At 57.6% G+C, this 14,078-nt stretch carries 12 protein-coding genes and 1 pseudogene; 8 read left to right on the top strand and 5 right to left on the bottom strand.

Annotation, left to right across the window (positions count from 1 at the left end):
- Positions 1-2: 2 nt before the first annotated feature.
- Positions 3-767, bottom strand: a complete 765-nt coding sequence (locus B208_RS23390) for an AzlC family ABC transporter permease (protein ID WP_073096671.1) — start codon at positions 765-767, stop codon at positions 3-5.
- A gap of 106 nt (positions 768-873) precedes the next feature.
- Here B208_RS23390 and B208_RS0117700 point away from each other — a divergent pair, with 106 nt between their 5' ends.
- From B208_RS0117700 to B208_RS24780, 3 genes and pseudogenes are all read left to right on the top strand, one after another.
- A complete protein-coding gene (locus tag B208_RS0117700) occupies positions 874-1,305 on the top strand; it encodes a methylated-DNA--[protein]-cysteine S-methyltransferase (protein ID WP_007981018.1) in 432 nt (143 codons plus the stop codon).
- Positions 1,292-1,999: a helix-turn-helix domain-containing protein gene (locus B208_RS0117695; RefSeq protein ID WP_007981017.1), complete on the top strand. Its 708-nt coding sequence runs from the start codon at positions 1,292-1,294 to the stop codon at positions 1,997-1,999. Before B208_RS0117700 ends, B208_RS0117695 begins: the two co-directional genes overlap by 14 nt.
- 42 nt (positions 2,000-2,041) lie before the next feature.
- Positions 2,042-2,694: pseudogene (locus tag B208_RS24780) on the top strand (transposase); the annotation flags it as partial.
- Between the two features lie 346 nt (positions 2,695-3,040).
- Here B208_RS24780 and B208_RS0117680 read toward each other — a convergent pair.
- Entirely contained in the window at positions 3,041-6,355 is a 3,315-nt protein-coding gene (locus B208_RS0117680) for a PAS domain S-box protein (RefSeq protein WP_007981014.1), read from the bottom strand.
- A gap of 241 nt (positions 6,356-6,596) precedes the next feature.
- Here B208_RS0117680 and B208_RS0117675 point away from each other — a divergent pair, with 241 nt between their 5' ends.
- The 3 genes from B208_RS0117675 to B208_RS23055 all read left to right on the top strand — a co-directional run bounded on the left by B208_RS0117675 (position 6,597) and on the right by B208_RS23055 (position 8,056).
- Positions 6,597-7,022, top strand: coding sequence for a hypothetical protein (locus B208_RS0117675; RefSeq protein ID WP_232423855.1), 426 nt, complete (start codon positions 6,597-6,599; stop codon positions 7,020-7,022).
- Positions 7,019-7,219: a DUF7835 family putative zinc beta-ribbon protein gene (locus B208_RS24775; protein WP_049805664.1), complete on the top strand. Its 201-nt coding sequence runs from the start codon at positions 7,019-7,021 to the stop codon at positions 7,217-7,219. Before B208_RS0117675 ends, B208_RS24775 begins: the two co-directional genes overlap by 4 nt.
- Before the next feature lie 126 nt (positions 7,220-7,345).
- On the top strand, positions 7,346-8,056 hold the full coding sequence (locus tag B208_RS23055) for a helix-turn-helix domain-containing protein (protein ID WP_007981008.1): 711 nt from the start codon (positions 7,346-7,348) through the stop codon (positions 8,054-8,056).
- Positions 8,057-8,175: 119 nt separating this feature from the next.
- Here the strand turns inward: B208_RS23055 and B208_RS0117655 are convergent, their stop codons facing one another.
- Positions 8,176-8,949: an SDR family oxidoreductase gene (locus B208_RS0117655; RefSeq protein ID WP_007981006.1), complete on the bottom strand. Its 774-nt coding sequence runs from the start codon at positions 8,947-8,949 to the stop codon at positions 8,176-8,178.
- Between the two features lie 411 nt (positions 8,950-9,360).
- Positions 9,361-9,591, bottom strand: coding sequence for a ribbon-helix-helix domain-containing protein (locus B208_RS0117650; RefSeq protein ID WP_007981005.1), 231 nt, complete (start codon positions 9,589-9,591; stop codon positions 9,361-9,363).
- Between the two features lie 177 nt (positions 9,592-9,768).
- Here B208_RS0117650 and B208_RS0117645 point away from each other — a divergent pair, with 177 nt between their 5' ends.
- Both B208_RS0117645 and B208_RS0117640 read left to right on the top strand, forming a co-directional pair.
- A complete protein-coding gene (locus B208_RS0117645; RefSeq protein WP_007981003.1) occupies positions 9,769-10,479 on the top strand; it encodes a phosphoglycerol geranylgeranyltransferase in 711 nt (236 codons plus the stop codon).
- A 136-nt stretch (positions 10,480-10,615) separates the two neighbouring features.
- Complete coding sequence (locus tag B208_RS0117640; protein ID WP_007981001.1) at positions 10,616-12,772, top strand: GH32 C-terminal domain-containing protein; 2,157 nt, start codon at positions 10,616-10,618, stop codon at positions 12,770-12,772.
- A 1-nt stretch (position 12,773) separates the two neighbouring features.
- Here the strand turns inward: B208_RS0117640 and B208_RS0117635 are convergent, their stop codons facing one another.
- A complete protein-coding gene (locus B208_RS0117635) occupies positions 12,774-14,069 on the bottom strand; it encodes a glycoside hydrolase family 68 protein (protein ID WP_007980999.1) in 1,296 nt (431 codons plus the stop codon).
- Positions 14,070-14,078 lie beyond the last annotated feature (9 nt).

The following is a 14,078-nucleotide window of genomic DNA, read 5'->3' as shown; positions in this document are numbered from 1 at the left end:
GATCATCTCTCACCGTTGGGAGTGTCTGCATCTCTGTCCTTTGTTAATCCTAATCGCGATGAAGACGATTTTGTTCGAGAGGAGATTATTACTCCAGCCGAAATTCCTCCTATAACAGCGACGATGAACCCAAGATTGAATGGAATATTCGCACCGAGAATGCTGACGACGGCGGCTACTATCGCGGTGACTCGAAATGCACGGTCGGTGAGTAACGGCATCAACAGCGCTAAGAACGTTAGCGGAATGATGAAATCCAGAGAGATGATTTCGGGAATATTTGCTCCAAAAACAGCTCCCGTCAATGTTCCTGCTTGCCACGTTATCCATTGTGCACCAGCCGCACCAATGTAAAACCAAATTCGCTGACCAACTTGAGGTGTCTCCTCTCGAAATCGAGTGAACGTTACTGCATACGACTCGTCAGTGAGGAGATACGCAGCCAGTAGTTTTCTTGGCACATTTTCCCCATCAAAATATGTGCCAGCTGAAATACTATAGATGACGAGTCGAACGTTGACAACGATGGCCGTCAGAACAACCACCCCCATGGGGGCGGCTTGCTTCATGAGCTCGATTGCAGCGAGTTGCGCTGTCCCAGCGAACATAAATAGGGACATTCCAACTGCCTGACTTGGGGTCATGCCAACGCGTACTGCTGTCGCACCTGTGACGAGCGCAAACGGGACAATTCCGACAAGAAATGGACTGATCGTTCTCGCACCGACAAAGAATGCTCGCCAAGCTGGTGCCTTGTCTCCCCTCATAGTTTGTATTCTTCTCACAGTTCTCATAGAAGACGACAGCCAGTAACAGGACGACCTGCTATCACCGGTTCCATCTTTATCGATCTCTCGTGAGTAGTAATTATCAATGACGTACGAACTATTCGCCCGTCAAATCGAGTTAGACACCACACGAATTGCTGAGCCGCGGCATACCATCAGAGAGCAATTGGCTGAATACGAGAACGGTCGTCGCCGTCAGTTCGAACTCACGTTCGATTTTACAGACGGATTCACTGGCGATGTTCATCGAGAACTCCGCACGATCGCATACGGCGACACCCGAACCTACGGGCAGATAGCTGAACGATTGGGAACGGCACCCATCGCTGTCGGCCAAGCCTGCGCACGGAATCCGATTCCGGTGGTCATTCCCTGCCACCGTGTTGTCGGCACAGACTCCCTCGGTGGGTATATCTATCCTGGCCTCAAAGAGAAGCTACTGAACTTTGAGCAGGCGAACACGAGGGAAACCGACATCGCAACGAGCACAGGAGACACTACACATGAACGCTTCTGAACACACAGACAGGGCCCTCTGCGTTTCTCTCGTGGTCTGGCACCCGGACTGCTGGGTCATTGAATTAACAGAGGAGTTAGATATTGGGTTGATCGGGTACGGAACACGGACGAGACAGGACGGTCGGACGACGACACTTTACACCATCTACGCGAACACCGAAGCACAGATTTCATCGGGGATCGAACAAATTCGTGCTCATCCACAGGTGTACGTCGTTTCAGAAGTGAACCAGATGCATCGACTTGAAGCAACCTCAACACCGGGGAACGCGACGAAAGGACTTCTCATCGACCACGACGGAACGACACAAATCAGCGACGAGTTCCTCTCTCGCGGCTTCGTCCACGCGGAACCCGTGGACGGTAACAACGGTGTGGAGTATTGGCGACTCCTCACTAACTACAATCGGGAAGAGGTAGAGTCGATCATTGACGAGATTTGTGAGTCTGTAGGTGCAGAAATCGACGTACTGGGTGTCACAGAGGCGGCTTGGGGGACGGGATTGGGAGGACTGCCACTTCATCGACTGACTCGCCGACAGCATGAGGTTTTTCAACTCGCACGACAGGAGGGCTACTATTCGACGCCCCGGCGTATCTCTGCAGACGGATTGGCTGATGAATTGGACATATCAGCGTCCACGTTGCATGAACATCTTCAAAAAGTGGAGGCGAAGTTACTCGGACCATAGATAATGGGCCAGATGACGGTGAGTATGCCTATCATCGGGTGAAATGCAGTATCGACCGTTTTAGATGCACAACCAGTTCGGAATGGCGATTCCCAATTGGAGATCGTCCGTGATTTTTTGGATTTCGTCCAAGAGCATGTTCTCGTCGATAATGCCCTGATAGATCGGGAGTTCGACAGTCAGCACATCTTTGAGGAAATCGCTAAACGTGGGCTTCAATACGTCGGGCCAAAGCGGATGCGGACGAGTGAGCAAGTCCAAGCAAAGCGGTTACTCCAGTGGGACCAGGATCGGTACGTGACAGACTAAAATTGTGTACCGACGCCGAGCTAATTCTGATTGCACGGACATCGGCAGTTTTCGGTGTTCATTACGAATGGGGATTCGAGGTTGTTGCGTGAGTATGAATACCGGTGGGGAATCGAGAGCGGCTACAAGAGCATCAAACGGTTCATAGCCGCAACGATGCCGGAGAATTTTGTGCTGTGACTCTTCTACTTCGCGTTTGCCTGCTTGCTGTACTCGATCTGGCGAGCGGTTGATTTACTCGTGCAAGTCGAGTTGACCGGTGAGTACGAACACGCTCCGATTGTAACGGCCGATAATACGCTCACGCTGCTGAAGAAAAGACAGGAATCGGCTACCGGCTACTCAGTTCGAGGAAGCGCCCAAGTTCTGCGTGGCAACACCGGTAGTAGTCTTGGAGATCTCCCGGAATAGTTGGTAGTGAGACAATAATTGTCGTTCGAGCGTCGGTCTGAAGCAGTTTTTGTTCACTAATTCGGCCGAAACCACAAATCTCAGTCCCGCTAAACCCGGTGAAGTCTCAACTCCCACTGATTGCAATTTTATATAGCTACATGTGATTTATATATTGGAATGCGGTGCTTTCAGCCCCTCTCGTTACTGGTTTCAGCATTTCAGCCAAAATCTCATCCACTTCCGCTTACAACGATAAGCGGAAGTGTTTCTGCCCGGGTCGCCTCCCTCGGGGGAGCAGGTTTCGGCTACTCACCGACTCGGTGCCTACAATTTCGGCTCTCACGAGGTCATTATCGAGCCCTCGATGACGGCGTCGAACACCTTTCGCTCTGCTGTTCGAAGGTGCTGGTGGAAGGTTGGCGACGAGATACCGAGTGAGTCGGCAATATCTTCCCCAGTCGTTGGGCGAGGCCATTCGAAGAATCCGGAGTTGTAGGCCGCGTTGAGCGATGTTCGTTGTTGGTCGGTGAGGTCCTCTTCGAGGAACTGGTCTAATTGAGCTATCGGATCACCAGTACGCGTGACCTGCCGTTGAGCGAGCAATTCCATACCCGGATATTCGGCTTGAACGGTCTCGATTATCTCCCGTACTTCGACGCTCGGTGCGAGGTGAATCCGCATGTGGTAGTCACCATCCTCAATCCGGGCTGTGTCAACAGAGCCGCCTTGTGCGGCTACCGTCGAGAGCACGGGTGGCTCGGATAGTCGGAGCTCGAAGCGTGAAACGTCCTCCCCTTCGTCGATTACGGTCATCGAATTCCACTGAGGGAGCTGAGTAATCAACGCACCGAGCGCATCGCGAGCGTCGGTCGTTACGGTGCCGTATACGAGGTGCATTCCACCGCTGGCTGGAACGGATTGGTTGAGGGTGATTCGACCATCCGTTGTTTCGTCGATTCCGAGGGTCTCGAAGACGTTGGTGAGTTGGAACTCGAGTTCGACGACTTCGTTACTCATCAGTGCCTGCTTGCGCTCGACGGCGGCGATTGCTTGCCCCGTGATTTCGCCGAGTTGCCCGATTATCTCACATTTCTTGCCCGTGAATGCGTCTGGTTGGTCGGAGTAGAGGGTAAGTATACCGTACAGCGTCTCCTCGTGGACGATCGGAACTGCCGCGGAGGAGCGAAATCCATACTTCTGTCCGAAATCCCGCCAAGACTCGTAACTAGAGTCGGTGGAGATGTCCTGCGTGGTCTGTACCTCACGTTCGAGGATGGCTCTGCTTGTGGGTCCATTGCTACGTTCGTCGTTCGGGTCGACGGAAATCGTAATGTCGTCGAGATATCCTTCGACGCCCGTTCCCGTCCGAACATTCACTGTCTGGGTATAGTTATCGACTTCGCCAATCCATGCGACTCGGTAGTTGTCCGTGTCCGTAAGTCGGTCACAGACGATCGTTTCTATCTCCTCGCGGGTGGATTGCTCGATAACCGCCTCGATGATATCGTGGAAAACGTCGTTGAAATGGTTGAGTGCAGAGAGATGCTCGCGCTGTCGCTTTAATCTCCGTTCGCGTTCGATCCGATCGGTAATATCCTGTGACATTGCCATTCCTGCGAATACTGTTCCCTGTTCGTCGTAGATAGGGAAGGCTTGGATGCGTCGGATTCGACCGCCGAAGTCGACTTCGATATCGCTCGTCTCACCGTCGAAGACAGCACTGTACCTTGGTTCAATATCTCTGCGGAGTTCTGCGGGGAGGCTTTTAGGTACCCTTTCTCCTTCGAGATCATCAGCTGAAACGTCGAGCCCTTCAAAAACTTCACCACCTACTGTCAGGTATCGTAAGTCCTCGTCGAATAGTACGACCGCCCCATTCGGGAAATTGTCGACGAGTTTCTGATATCGACGCTTCAGCTTCTCGAGCTGCCGTTCATGTTTCACGCGGTCAGTAACGTCACGGATGACTCCGACACGACCTATCTCCCCATCTTCGAGTTCGAATCGGCTGAACCGGCTTTCGACTGTGAGCGTCGAACCACTTGCCGTATGTATCTCATCTTCGAGTTTTGCGAAACTGGAATCACTCGACTCTGATTCAGCCAGTTTTGCCTCCTCGATGTCGAAGAAGTCATAGCCAAAAATGGCTTGCGCATGGACGCCAATGAGTTCGTCACGCTCATAGCCTGTCATCGAGGTAAGACCGTTGCTTACCATCGAGAACCGGTAGTCGCTATCGAGAACGTAGATCCCGTCGTCAACAGCTTCGACGATGCGCTCATATTGTTTGACCTCTGTTTGTCGCTCCTTGCGACCTGTTATGTCCTGGAAATAGACCGAGATACCCGTCTCTGCGGGATAGATGTGGGCTTCGAACCAGGTTTCCAGTGGGTCATAGAATATCTCCTGGGACTTTGGTTCCTGATTCTCGAAGACGTCCGTGATTGCCGCCTTGACTGTCGAGCTCCGTTCGAACGCGTCCCAGATGTGCTCGCCGACGAGTTCACTGGGACATCGCTCTAGAAGAGCCCCCGCACGGTTATTGACATACGTGAACCGGTGGTCCTCATCGAGCGCGACGAACCCGTCGTCCATTCGCTCGTACACGTTCTCGAGTTCTTTCTCTTGGAGTTCCTGCTCGGTTATCTTCTGCCCCGTGATATCTGTGATGACTCCTTCGAGTGTCGAAGAGCCGGACGTGTCGGTGACGCTGCGACCGCGCTCCCAGACCCACCGGATTTCGTCATGCGCGGTCAGAATGCGATATTGGGTGGTGAATTGTCCGTTTCGATCGAGCCCAGATTGGACAGTTTCCAAGATCTGAGTGCGGTCGTCAGGGTGGACAATATCGTCGCTCCAGCTGATTGTTCCGGATTCGATAGCGTCGGCGTCGTACCCGGTCAGGTCGGTGCAAGCGTCACTGACGAACTCCATCGGCCATTCGGTTTCGTTTCGACATCGATAGACCATCCCTGGTAAATTGCTGACGAGGCTTGAATACCGCTGCTTGCTCTCTTCAAGCGATTGCTCGGTCTGCTTCTGATTGGTGACATCGTAGTAGAGTTCGATTCGACCGCCGGCGTATGCACCGGCCTCGATTGGTTTACTGCGATGTTCGAGCCACCGCTCCTTGTGTCCGTCGCCGGGCTCCACGTGGCATTCGAACTGTTCCGTGTACGTGTTGTCGTCGTACGTCGCAAGGACCGTTTCCGCAAACAAGTTTGACTCCGTGATAGTTGAGGCGATATATTCGTTTACGAGCGTACGCTTGTCCTTCCCGACAACCCGTTCATAGTCGAGTCCGAAGTACCGTTTGGTAGCGTCGTTGACCCATGCCACCTGAAAGTCCTCATCAAGAACGAACACTCCGACATCGGCGTCGTCGAGTACATCGTCGACGAGCGACTCGGCGGCCGGCCAGTCTGGAATATCCTGGTCGGCGTTAGTTGGCGGACGCCACCAGACCCGTGCGCTGGCCCCGACTTTCTTCGTTTCGAGTTCATCGTGTTCGACGAGGCGCTTCAGTCGAGTGTAGGTGCTTCGCTGTCCGAGGTTGAGCTGGTCTGCGACTTCGCTCGTCGTCCGAGGTGTCGCGTTTCCATCGAAGAGTGCGAGGGTTTCTCGAAGCGCATCCGTCAATGACGGTTGTTCCATTATTCCCGCTAGTAGCGACTCACGGTTATCAACTCTCTGCCGGAAGAGTCAACAGTGCTATGCGTACTCAGGTTCGCTGAAAACCATTCTACTTTGGAACTCGTAAATGACATCCTTTATTTCACGAATTCTTAATCAATCTCGAGAAATCACCCTAACAGATTAGAGTGAACCCTTACCTAGCGACGGTACCTCCGGGAGTAATACACCAGCAGTTATCGGTCGAATCGGTGTGAGAACCATGAACAAATCCGTAAACGAACGAAACATGAGCAATATTTCAAACGAACGAGCGGAGGAAGGCGAAAACGCAGCCGCTATACAGGAGGTACCGCTGAACACCTTCTTCGAAATATTGGCGAATACGCATCGCCGACAACTGTTATTCTCCCTCCTCGAATACGACTATTTGGATGACGACCATCCCCACGTTCCCACAGACGTGAGCAGTACCGACGAGCGAGAACGCCAACTTTCACTCCGAATGACACACATTCATCTCCCGATGCTCAGCGCTGCGGATGTCATCGAGTGGAACTGGGATGAGAACACAGTTTGGCGGGGGCCACGCTTCGAAGATATCCGTCCGTTGGTACGGATGGTTCAAGAACAAGCAGATGAACGCTCGATGAATTCATCGGGAAATGATGGAACGAACTCACCATGACAAAAACAGACCAGAGAAGAGGTGACAATCTCGAACCGTGTGAGAATTGTGCGGTGCAGACGCCTCACGAAGTCTCGATCGAGATTCGCACTGAAAGCGACAAACCGAACAATGCGAAGTTCTCCCGTGAACCGTACCGGGTCATTCGCTGTCTGATGTGTGGCACAACGACGACGGCGCGGATGAACAACGCCTGAACGTATGTGGTCTATTCGCATCATTTCCCACAGATGGCTTCTGTCCGGAGTGCGATGGAGTGTAAAATCGAACACGCGGGCGCCTTGCACGGATAGAGAGCCGAGCCCACCCACTTCCCACGACACATGACCGGTTCAATCGTTGACGTAATTATCCCGAGCGACCAGTTCGCGCTTGCACATACCCTTGCGGAACTCGAGACGGTGACGGTTGACGCTGAACGAATCGCCGCCACCAATGATGAGTTCTTGCTGTCCTTTCTCCGATTCGACTCGCCTGAACGCGCGACGCTCGAAGCAATGTTTGCTGAGGACGACAGCGTTGTCGACTTTCGGCTCATAGCCGAGTTCGAATCCGATTGTCTGTATCAGTTCGAATGGGACGACCACATCGAACATCTGGTTCGTCTTCTCGTAGAACAAGAAGGGACGGTGCTCCGTGCAACGGGCCACGACGACCACTGGAATATTCGTCTGTTGTTTGCTGATCGGATGATGGCTACGCGCACCAACGACTGCTGTCTGGAACACGGCATCGATTTTGATGTCACTTCTATTCACGACCTCACCGACCAAAGTAGTAGTCCAGTAGGACTAACGGACCGCCAGCAAACGACGCTTCAGCTCGCTGCCGAGCACGGCTACTACTCGGTGCCACGTGAGGTGAAAGCAGAAGACCTCGCCGAAGAAATAGGAATCTCCCATCAAGCGCTCTCCGAGCGCCTCCGGCGCGCACATGGAAATTTGGTCAATCACGTACTTCGCGGTGGAAAACGGGGGGTAAACTCGGTGGAATCAGCACCGGCGGAATCCAAACTGGAGACGAGCGGGAACTAACAACGGCCTGTGTGACCTCCGACCGCCTAAAACCACGAGCGGAAGTGATTCTGGCCGGGTCGCCTCCCTCGGGGAAGCGGGAAACCTGTCCTCACCAAACGAAACCCAACACGAAAACCTCACCCGGTGTTCGTGAGCCCTCCGTCCAGAACGAGCGACTCCCCGGTGACGTAATCCGCGAGGTCGGACGCCAGGTAGAGTGCGCCATTGGCGACGTCCGTCGGCGTGCCGAATCGACGCGAGGGAATCATCTGCTCGTACATCTCCCCTTCTTCGGTTCCGACGATGGCAACGTCGTCGGTGGTCATCGCCGTCTCGATGACGCCGGGATGAATCGCGTTGACGCGAACGCCTTCCGGACCGAGTTTGTCGGCGAGTGCGTACGTCATCAGTCGAACGGCTCCCTTCGAGGTACAGTAGGTGACGTACTCCCCGGTTCCCTCCAACCCGGCGACGCTGGAGAGGTTGATGATACTGCCGCCACCGTTTGCAACCATCCGTTTGGCGGCGGCTTGCGCCCCAAAGAACACTCCCTTGACGTTGACGTCCATCAGTTGGTCGTACTCCCGTTCGGACACGTCGAGAAAGTCCTCTCCCCGGAAAATCCCCGCGTTGTTGACCATGATGTCGATTCCACCGTACCGTTCCGCCGCTTCGACACTCGCCTCCAGGTCATCAGGCTCGGTGACATCGCAGTCGACGTACGTCGCCTCGGAATCCGTTTCCTCGGAAATCAGTTCGTGCGTCGGCGGCCCGCCTTCGCGAGCGTCTTCACGAACGTCAGCGACGACGATATCGGCGCCCTCCTCGGCGAACGTTTTCGCAATCGTACGGCCGATACCACTCGACCCGCCGGTTATGACCGCTACCTTGTCGGACAGTAGTTCATCCATGATACCACCCCTCGCTAGACGACGGCGAATAGAATATCAATTATTCAATAGTTCTGGATTCGTCCCGTCGTAATTATCGTTTGTACCATCGTGCCGTAAGCCGCTCTCTCCCGTACTGGAATTGACCGTTCGTCGGCACTTTGGGCGGGGGAGTGGTGTCCGACTCGTCGTTCTTCGGTCGGACGAGCGACGAGACTCGAAAATCCGCTGACTCGACGCTCGCGGACGGAGTTTGCGTACCTCTGCTCATACTTTCTCACCAGTTCATCTGCTCATACTTGCTCCGCTGCTCATACTGCTCACGGAACGCTCACACTCGACACTCCGCCCTCTACGTCCGCGGCCGCTGTGCCGGTTTCGAAGAGAATGTTCCGTCAGCGCGGCATCCGCTAGCCGGTTTTACCCTGAAAACTAGAGCGGTTCGTCTTGATAGCTAGCGGGGTCCTGCTGGTCGTCGACGGCTTGCGTGAACAGGTCTTCGGACAGTTCGTCTTCCGTTTCGTGGCTCACCCCATGGGCCGACACTCCCAGCGAGAGGAGTTCTTCTATCGCCTGTTCTCGATTCAGGAAGTCACCTTGGTCGACAAGGCGGTCGATGTCGCTGTCGATACGGTCGGGCAGCGTCACCTCAAACGTGACCATACAAGCAATCACAACCGCGGACAAATTAATTCTCGGGTCGAATTCAACTCTCGCACGTTTCTCTAATTCCCCTTTCGTGAGAACGAAACGGTTCGGCGGGTTACGGCCACCTTCGACTCCGGAGAGTGCTCCTCGAATCCTCGAAAACGGTTTGCGTGTGTTCGTACTACGTGTGCTATGGCGACTCCGTGGGAACGTTGGCATCACGTGACCAAGGTCGACCCCGACAAATCACTTCGTGACGGGGATACCTACGCCGCCATCGCCGACACGGGGACCGATGCCATCGTCGTCGGCGGCACTACGAACGTCACCGAATCGAACGTCCGGTCGATTCTCGACGCGCTCTCGTCCGCCGACGTTCCGGTATTCGTAGAACCGACCTATCTGCCGACCGTGCCCCCGAACGACGCCTTTTCCGGCTATCTGATACCCATCGTCCTGAACGCGGGCGACACGACGTGGATAACGGGAGCGCACCACGAGTGGATTCGGTCGTCCGCGCGTATCGATTGGGAGCGCACGTACACCGAGGCGTACATCGTCCTAAATCCCGAGTCCGCGGTTGCGACGTATACCCGAGCGAATTGTGACCTCGATATCGCCGACATCGCCGCCTACGCCCGCCTCGCCGAGCACGTCCTCAACCAGGATATCGTCTATCTCGAATTTTCCGGGACGCTCGGCGACCCGACCGCCGTCGCTGCGGCGCGAGATGCGCTCACGGCCGCGAGTCTCTTCTACGGTGGCGGCATCCACGACTACGACTCGGCGTACGAGATGGCGCGCGTGGCTGATTCCGTCGTCGTCGGTGATTTACTGCACGACGCCGGTCTCGAAGCGGTCGAGACCACGGTTCGCGGTGTCCGTGATGCAAACCGAACGTAACGACGGCGGGACGAGCGTCCGTGCTCGCTCGTGTTCAGACGCCGAGGCGGAGTAACTGGCCCTGACTCACGATATCCGGCACGCGGCATTGAAAAAGCCGTGTCCATTATATAACGTGCCCCGATATGTATTGTCAATGGTACCGTCGTCTCCGACCATCGGGTTCCTGCACTCCGACGATCTCTCCTTCGAACAGCGGACGGCGTTCGACTGGGTGACCACCGAGTTGGGAACCGTCGAACGCGTTTCGTTCGCCGATTTGCGTGCGGGCGGCGATTTTAACGCCTACGACGTTCTCTGGTGGCACCGTGACACTCCCCTGGACCCGTCAGCTATCGCCGAGTTCGCCGACGCGTTCGCCGACTATTTCGAGCGCGGTGGCACTCTCCTGGTAACCCTCCACGCGCTGACCGCGGTCGAACCCCTCGACATCGATTCGGTCCCCCCGGATGCCGTCGGCACCGAACCGGTCGAAACGGCCGTTGGGCCGCTCTGGAAGTCCCAGTATGCCGACCATCCCGCCGTCGCGGCCTTCGACGACATCCGCTTCCATACCCGTGGCGACGGCGGTACGCAGCCGTATGCGCGGTACGTCGACGTCCTCCCGGAACGCGCGGACGTGCTCGCTGGAACGTACCGGGGAGACATCGACCATCCAAACGAGGTGTCCGTCGTCCAGTGGAAACCCGGCGACGGCACCGTCCTCGGCGTCGGCGCGAACGTCGAGTTCGACGCACCCGGCGCGGATGGCGGCCGCGAGACGCTCCTCGCGGGCTGTCTGCGTTTCCTCGGTTCGGGTGCCGAGGACGGACTCGTCGGCCGCCCGAAGGCCGCCGCCGACCTCGCCGCGATGCGCACGGCCTTCCGCGGCGACCACGACCGCCCGCGCTATCACTTCGCACCGCCCGCGAACTGGTTGAACGACCCAAACGGTCTCGTTCAGTGGAACGGCACCTATCACGCCTTCTATCAGTACAATCCGGGCGGCCCCTACCACAACACCATCCATTGGGGGCACGCGACGAGCGACGACCTCCTCCACTGGGAAGACCACCCGGTCGCGCTCACGCCCGACCTCGACGGCCCGGACCGCGACGGCTGTTGGTCGGGTTGTACGGTCGACGACGACGGCACCGCTCGAATCCTCTACACGGGCGGCCGCGGGAGTCGCCAGCTCCCGTGTCTCGCAACTGCCACTGACGATAGCCTCGACGTCTGGGCGAAAGAACCCGCCAACCCCGTCGTGACGGACACGCCAGTCGAACTCGACATCCTCTCGACCGACCACTGGGAGGCGGAGTTCCGCGACCACTGCGTCTGGCGCGAAAACGGCTCGTGGTATCAGCTCATCGGCTCCAGCATCGAGGGCGTCGGCGGGACGGTGCTCCGCTATCGGTCGGACGACCTTCGGGACTGGACCTACCTCGGGCCACTGCTCACGGGGAATTGGGAGGGCGCTGGCCACATGTGGGAGTGTCCCGAACTCCTCGACCTCGGCGAGAAGTCCCTCCTCCACGTCTCGAACTACGAGAGCGTGCTGTACTTCCTCGGGGACGTCCGCGACGGGCGCTTCGAGCGCGAGGAGTTCGGCCACCTCGATTACGGCGACTTTTACGCGCCACAGACGCTCCACGACGCTTCGGGGCGTCCGCTCACGTTCGGGTGGCTGAAGGAAGCGCGCAGCGAGCGCGCGCAGTGGGACGCCGGATGGTCGGGCGCGCTCTCGCTCCCCCGCGTCCTCAGCGTCGAGGACGGCGAACTCCGCCAGCGGCCCGCGGCCGAGGTCACGTCACTTCGGGGCGGTCACCACGGCTTCGAGTCGTTCGGGCTTTCGGACGGCCAGCGCGAAGTCCTCCAGACCCGCGGACGGTCGCTCGAACTCTCGCTCTCCCTTGACCTCGGGACTGCCGACGAGGTGGGCGTCGTCCTCCGCGAGACCGTGGACGGCGAAGAACGGACGCCGCTCCACGTTCGTCGGGACGAACTCATCCTCGAACGGTCGACGTCGAGCCTCCACCCGGAAACGGCGGACGACCCGATACGGATGCCGCTCGACGGCGACGACCGAATCGACCTTCGAGTGTTCGTCGATGGGTCCATCGTCGAAGTGTTCGCAAACGAGCGGCGCTGTCTCACGGGACGAATCTACCCGACCCGCGCGGACGCCGACGGCGTTTCGCTCTACGCCGCGGGCGGGGACGCCCGTATCGTCTCCCTCGACGCGTGGGAACTCGACGTTTCCGCCACCCCGTCCGTGGACGTCGGTTCGACGGCCGAGGTGGGCGACGACTGATTCAGTAGTCGCCGCCGTCGCTGTCTTCGTCTCCGTCGTCCGTCGCCCGGTAGCGAACGCGGTCGGGTGCGGCCAGCGACTCGCGTTCGAGCGGAATCCGTCCGTAGCCGAGTTCGCCCCAGATGCGGGTTCGATTCCCCGCGACCTGCAGGCGGAGCGTCGGCGCGTACGTCCCGCCGAAGCGACGGAATTGCTCCGCCTCCGGGAGGAAGGCGACGTCGTCGAGCGAGAGTCCGTTGAGGTCGAAGTAGTTGAAAAAGGACGTGACGAGGATTTCGTCGCCGTGCCCGAACGCCAGCCACGAGTACGCCTGAAACGGGGCGTTCTCGGGATTTGCGACGACCAGACCCGTCTCGTTCAACGGTTCGTAGGGACCGAAGAGGGAGTCCGCGACGAAGCCATAGAGCGCGTCGAACCCGCTACAACCGGGCGCGAACGTGTGCTGGTGGCTCGGCGTGAAAAGGTAGTAGCGCCCGTTACGGACGACGACGTGCGGCCGTTCGAGTTCCTGATTGACGCGCTCGGCGTCGAGGAGCGGGTCGAGGACCGCCCAGTCCGCCGGGTCGCCCGTCTCGGAGTACGCGATGCCGATACAGCCGTTGTACGTCCGCTCGGGGTCGGGGTCGTCGATGGGCGTGTTTCCCTCGAAGAGGAGGTACGTCTCCTCCGTTTCGGGGTCCTCGAAGAACCACGGGTCGCGGAACGTGTATATCGGCCCGTCCTGTCGCATCGACTGCTCCTGCGTCTGATAGCGCTCGCCGTCCGGTTCCAAAAGCACCGAGTGGTCCCACGGGCCGTCGATACGAAGGCCGTCTCCGTCCGTCGAGACGGTACCGCCCGCGCCGACGCATATCCGCTGTTCGTAGGTGAGTTCTGGTTCGTCACGGTGGCCCGCGGCGGTGTAGTAGGCGTACACGGTGCCGTCGTCGAGGAGGGTGGACCCAGCCCACTGGCGGGAACCGAACGCCTCGCCCTCGGGGAAGACCGGCCCGCCGTAGGTCCACTCCCGCCCGTCCGTCGAGTAGAAGTACCGGATACGCGCTTCGTCGTGGCGTTTTCCGGGAAGAAGGGACGACGACGCGGAGAGCGAGAACGCGATTCGATAGCCGTCAACTTCGGCGATGGATCCGTCGCGTTCGCGGAGAAACCAGGTGTCCCAGAGGTGATACTCGTCGCTGATCCGCCGCTCGGGGGGATAGATTATCGGTGCGGTGGTGTCAGGAGTCCGGCGGAGTCGAGAAGCGTGGTCGCGCGTCCACTTGGAGCGCGGTATCCGTTGTTCGTGGCGGCGAGACATACTCACCTC

The sequence above is a fragment of the Haladaptatus paucihalophilus DX253 genome (assembly GCF_000376445.1).
Classification (GTDB): Archaea; Halobacteriota; Halobacteria; order Halobacteriales; family Haladaptataceae; genus Haladaptatus; species Haladaptatus paucihalophilus.
Note: the sequence above shows the minus strand (reverse complement) of the source record. Positions and strands in the feature narration are given on the sequence as shown.

Bases quoted from the DNA above. Each gene is read 5' to 3' on its own strand.
- B208_RS23390 (WP_073096671.1), bottom strand. From the start codon at position 767: ATGAGGGGAGACAAGGCACCAGCTTGGCGAGCATTCTTTGTCGGTGCG.
- B208_RS0117700 (WP_007981018.1), top strand. From the start codon at position 874: ATGACGTACGAACTATTCGCCCGTCAAATCGAGTTAGACACCACACGA.
- B208_RS0117695 (WP_007981017.1), top strand. From the start codon at position 1,292: ATGAACGCTTCTGAACACACAGACAGGGCCCTCTGCGTTTCTCTCGTG.
- B208_RS0117680 (WP_007981014.1), bottom strand. From the start codon at position 6,355: ATGGAACAACCGTCATTGACGGATGCGCTTCGAGAAACCCTCGCACTC.
- B208_RS0117675 (WP_232423855.1), top strand. From the start codon at position 6,597: ATGAACAAATCCGTAAACGAACGAAACATGAGCAATATTTCAAACGAA.
- B208_RS24775 (WP_049805664.1), top strand. From the start codon at position 7,019: ATGACAAAAACAGACCAGAGAAGAGGTGACAATCTCGAACCGTGTGAG.
- B208_RS23055 (WP_007981008.1), top strand. From the start codon at position 7,346: ATGACCGGTTCAATCGTTGACGTAATTATCCCGAGCGACCAGTTCGCG.
- B208_RS0117655 (WP_007981006.1), bottom strand. From the start codon at position 8,949: ATGGATGAACTACTGTCCGACAAGGTAGCGGTCATAACCGGCGGGTCG.
- B208_RS0117650 (WP_007981005.1), bottom strand. From the start codon at position 9,591: ATGGTCACGTTTGAGGTGACGCTGCCCGACCGTATCGACAGCGACATC.
- B208_RS0117645 (WP_007981003.1), top strand. From the start codon at position 9,769: ATGGCGACTCCGTGGGAACGTTGGCATCACGTGACCAAGGTCGACCCC.
- B208_RS0117640 (WP_007981001.1), top strand. From the start codon at position 10,616: ATGGTACCGTCGTCTCCGACCATCGGGTTCCTGCACTCCGACGATCTC.
- B208_RS0117635 (WP_007980999.1), bottom strand. From the start codon at position 14,069: ATGTCTCGCCGCCACGAACAACGGATACCGCGCTCCAAGTGGACGCGC.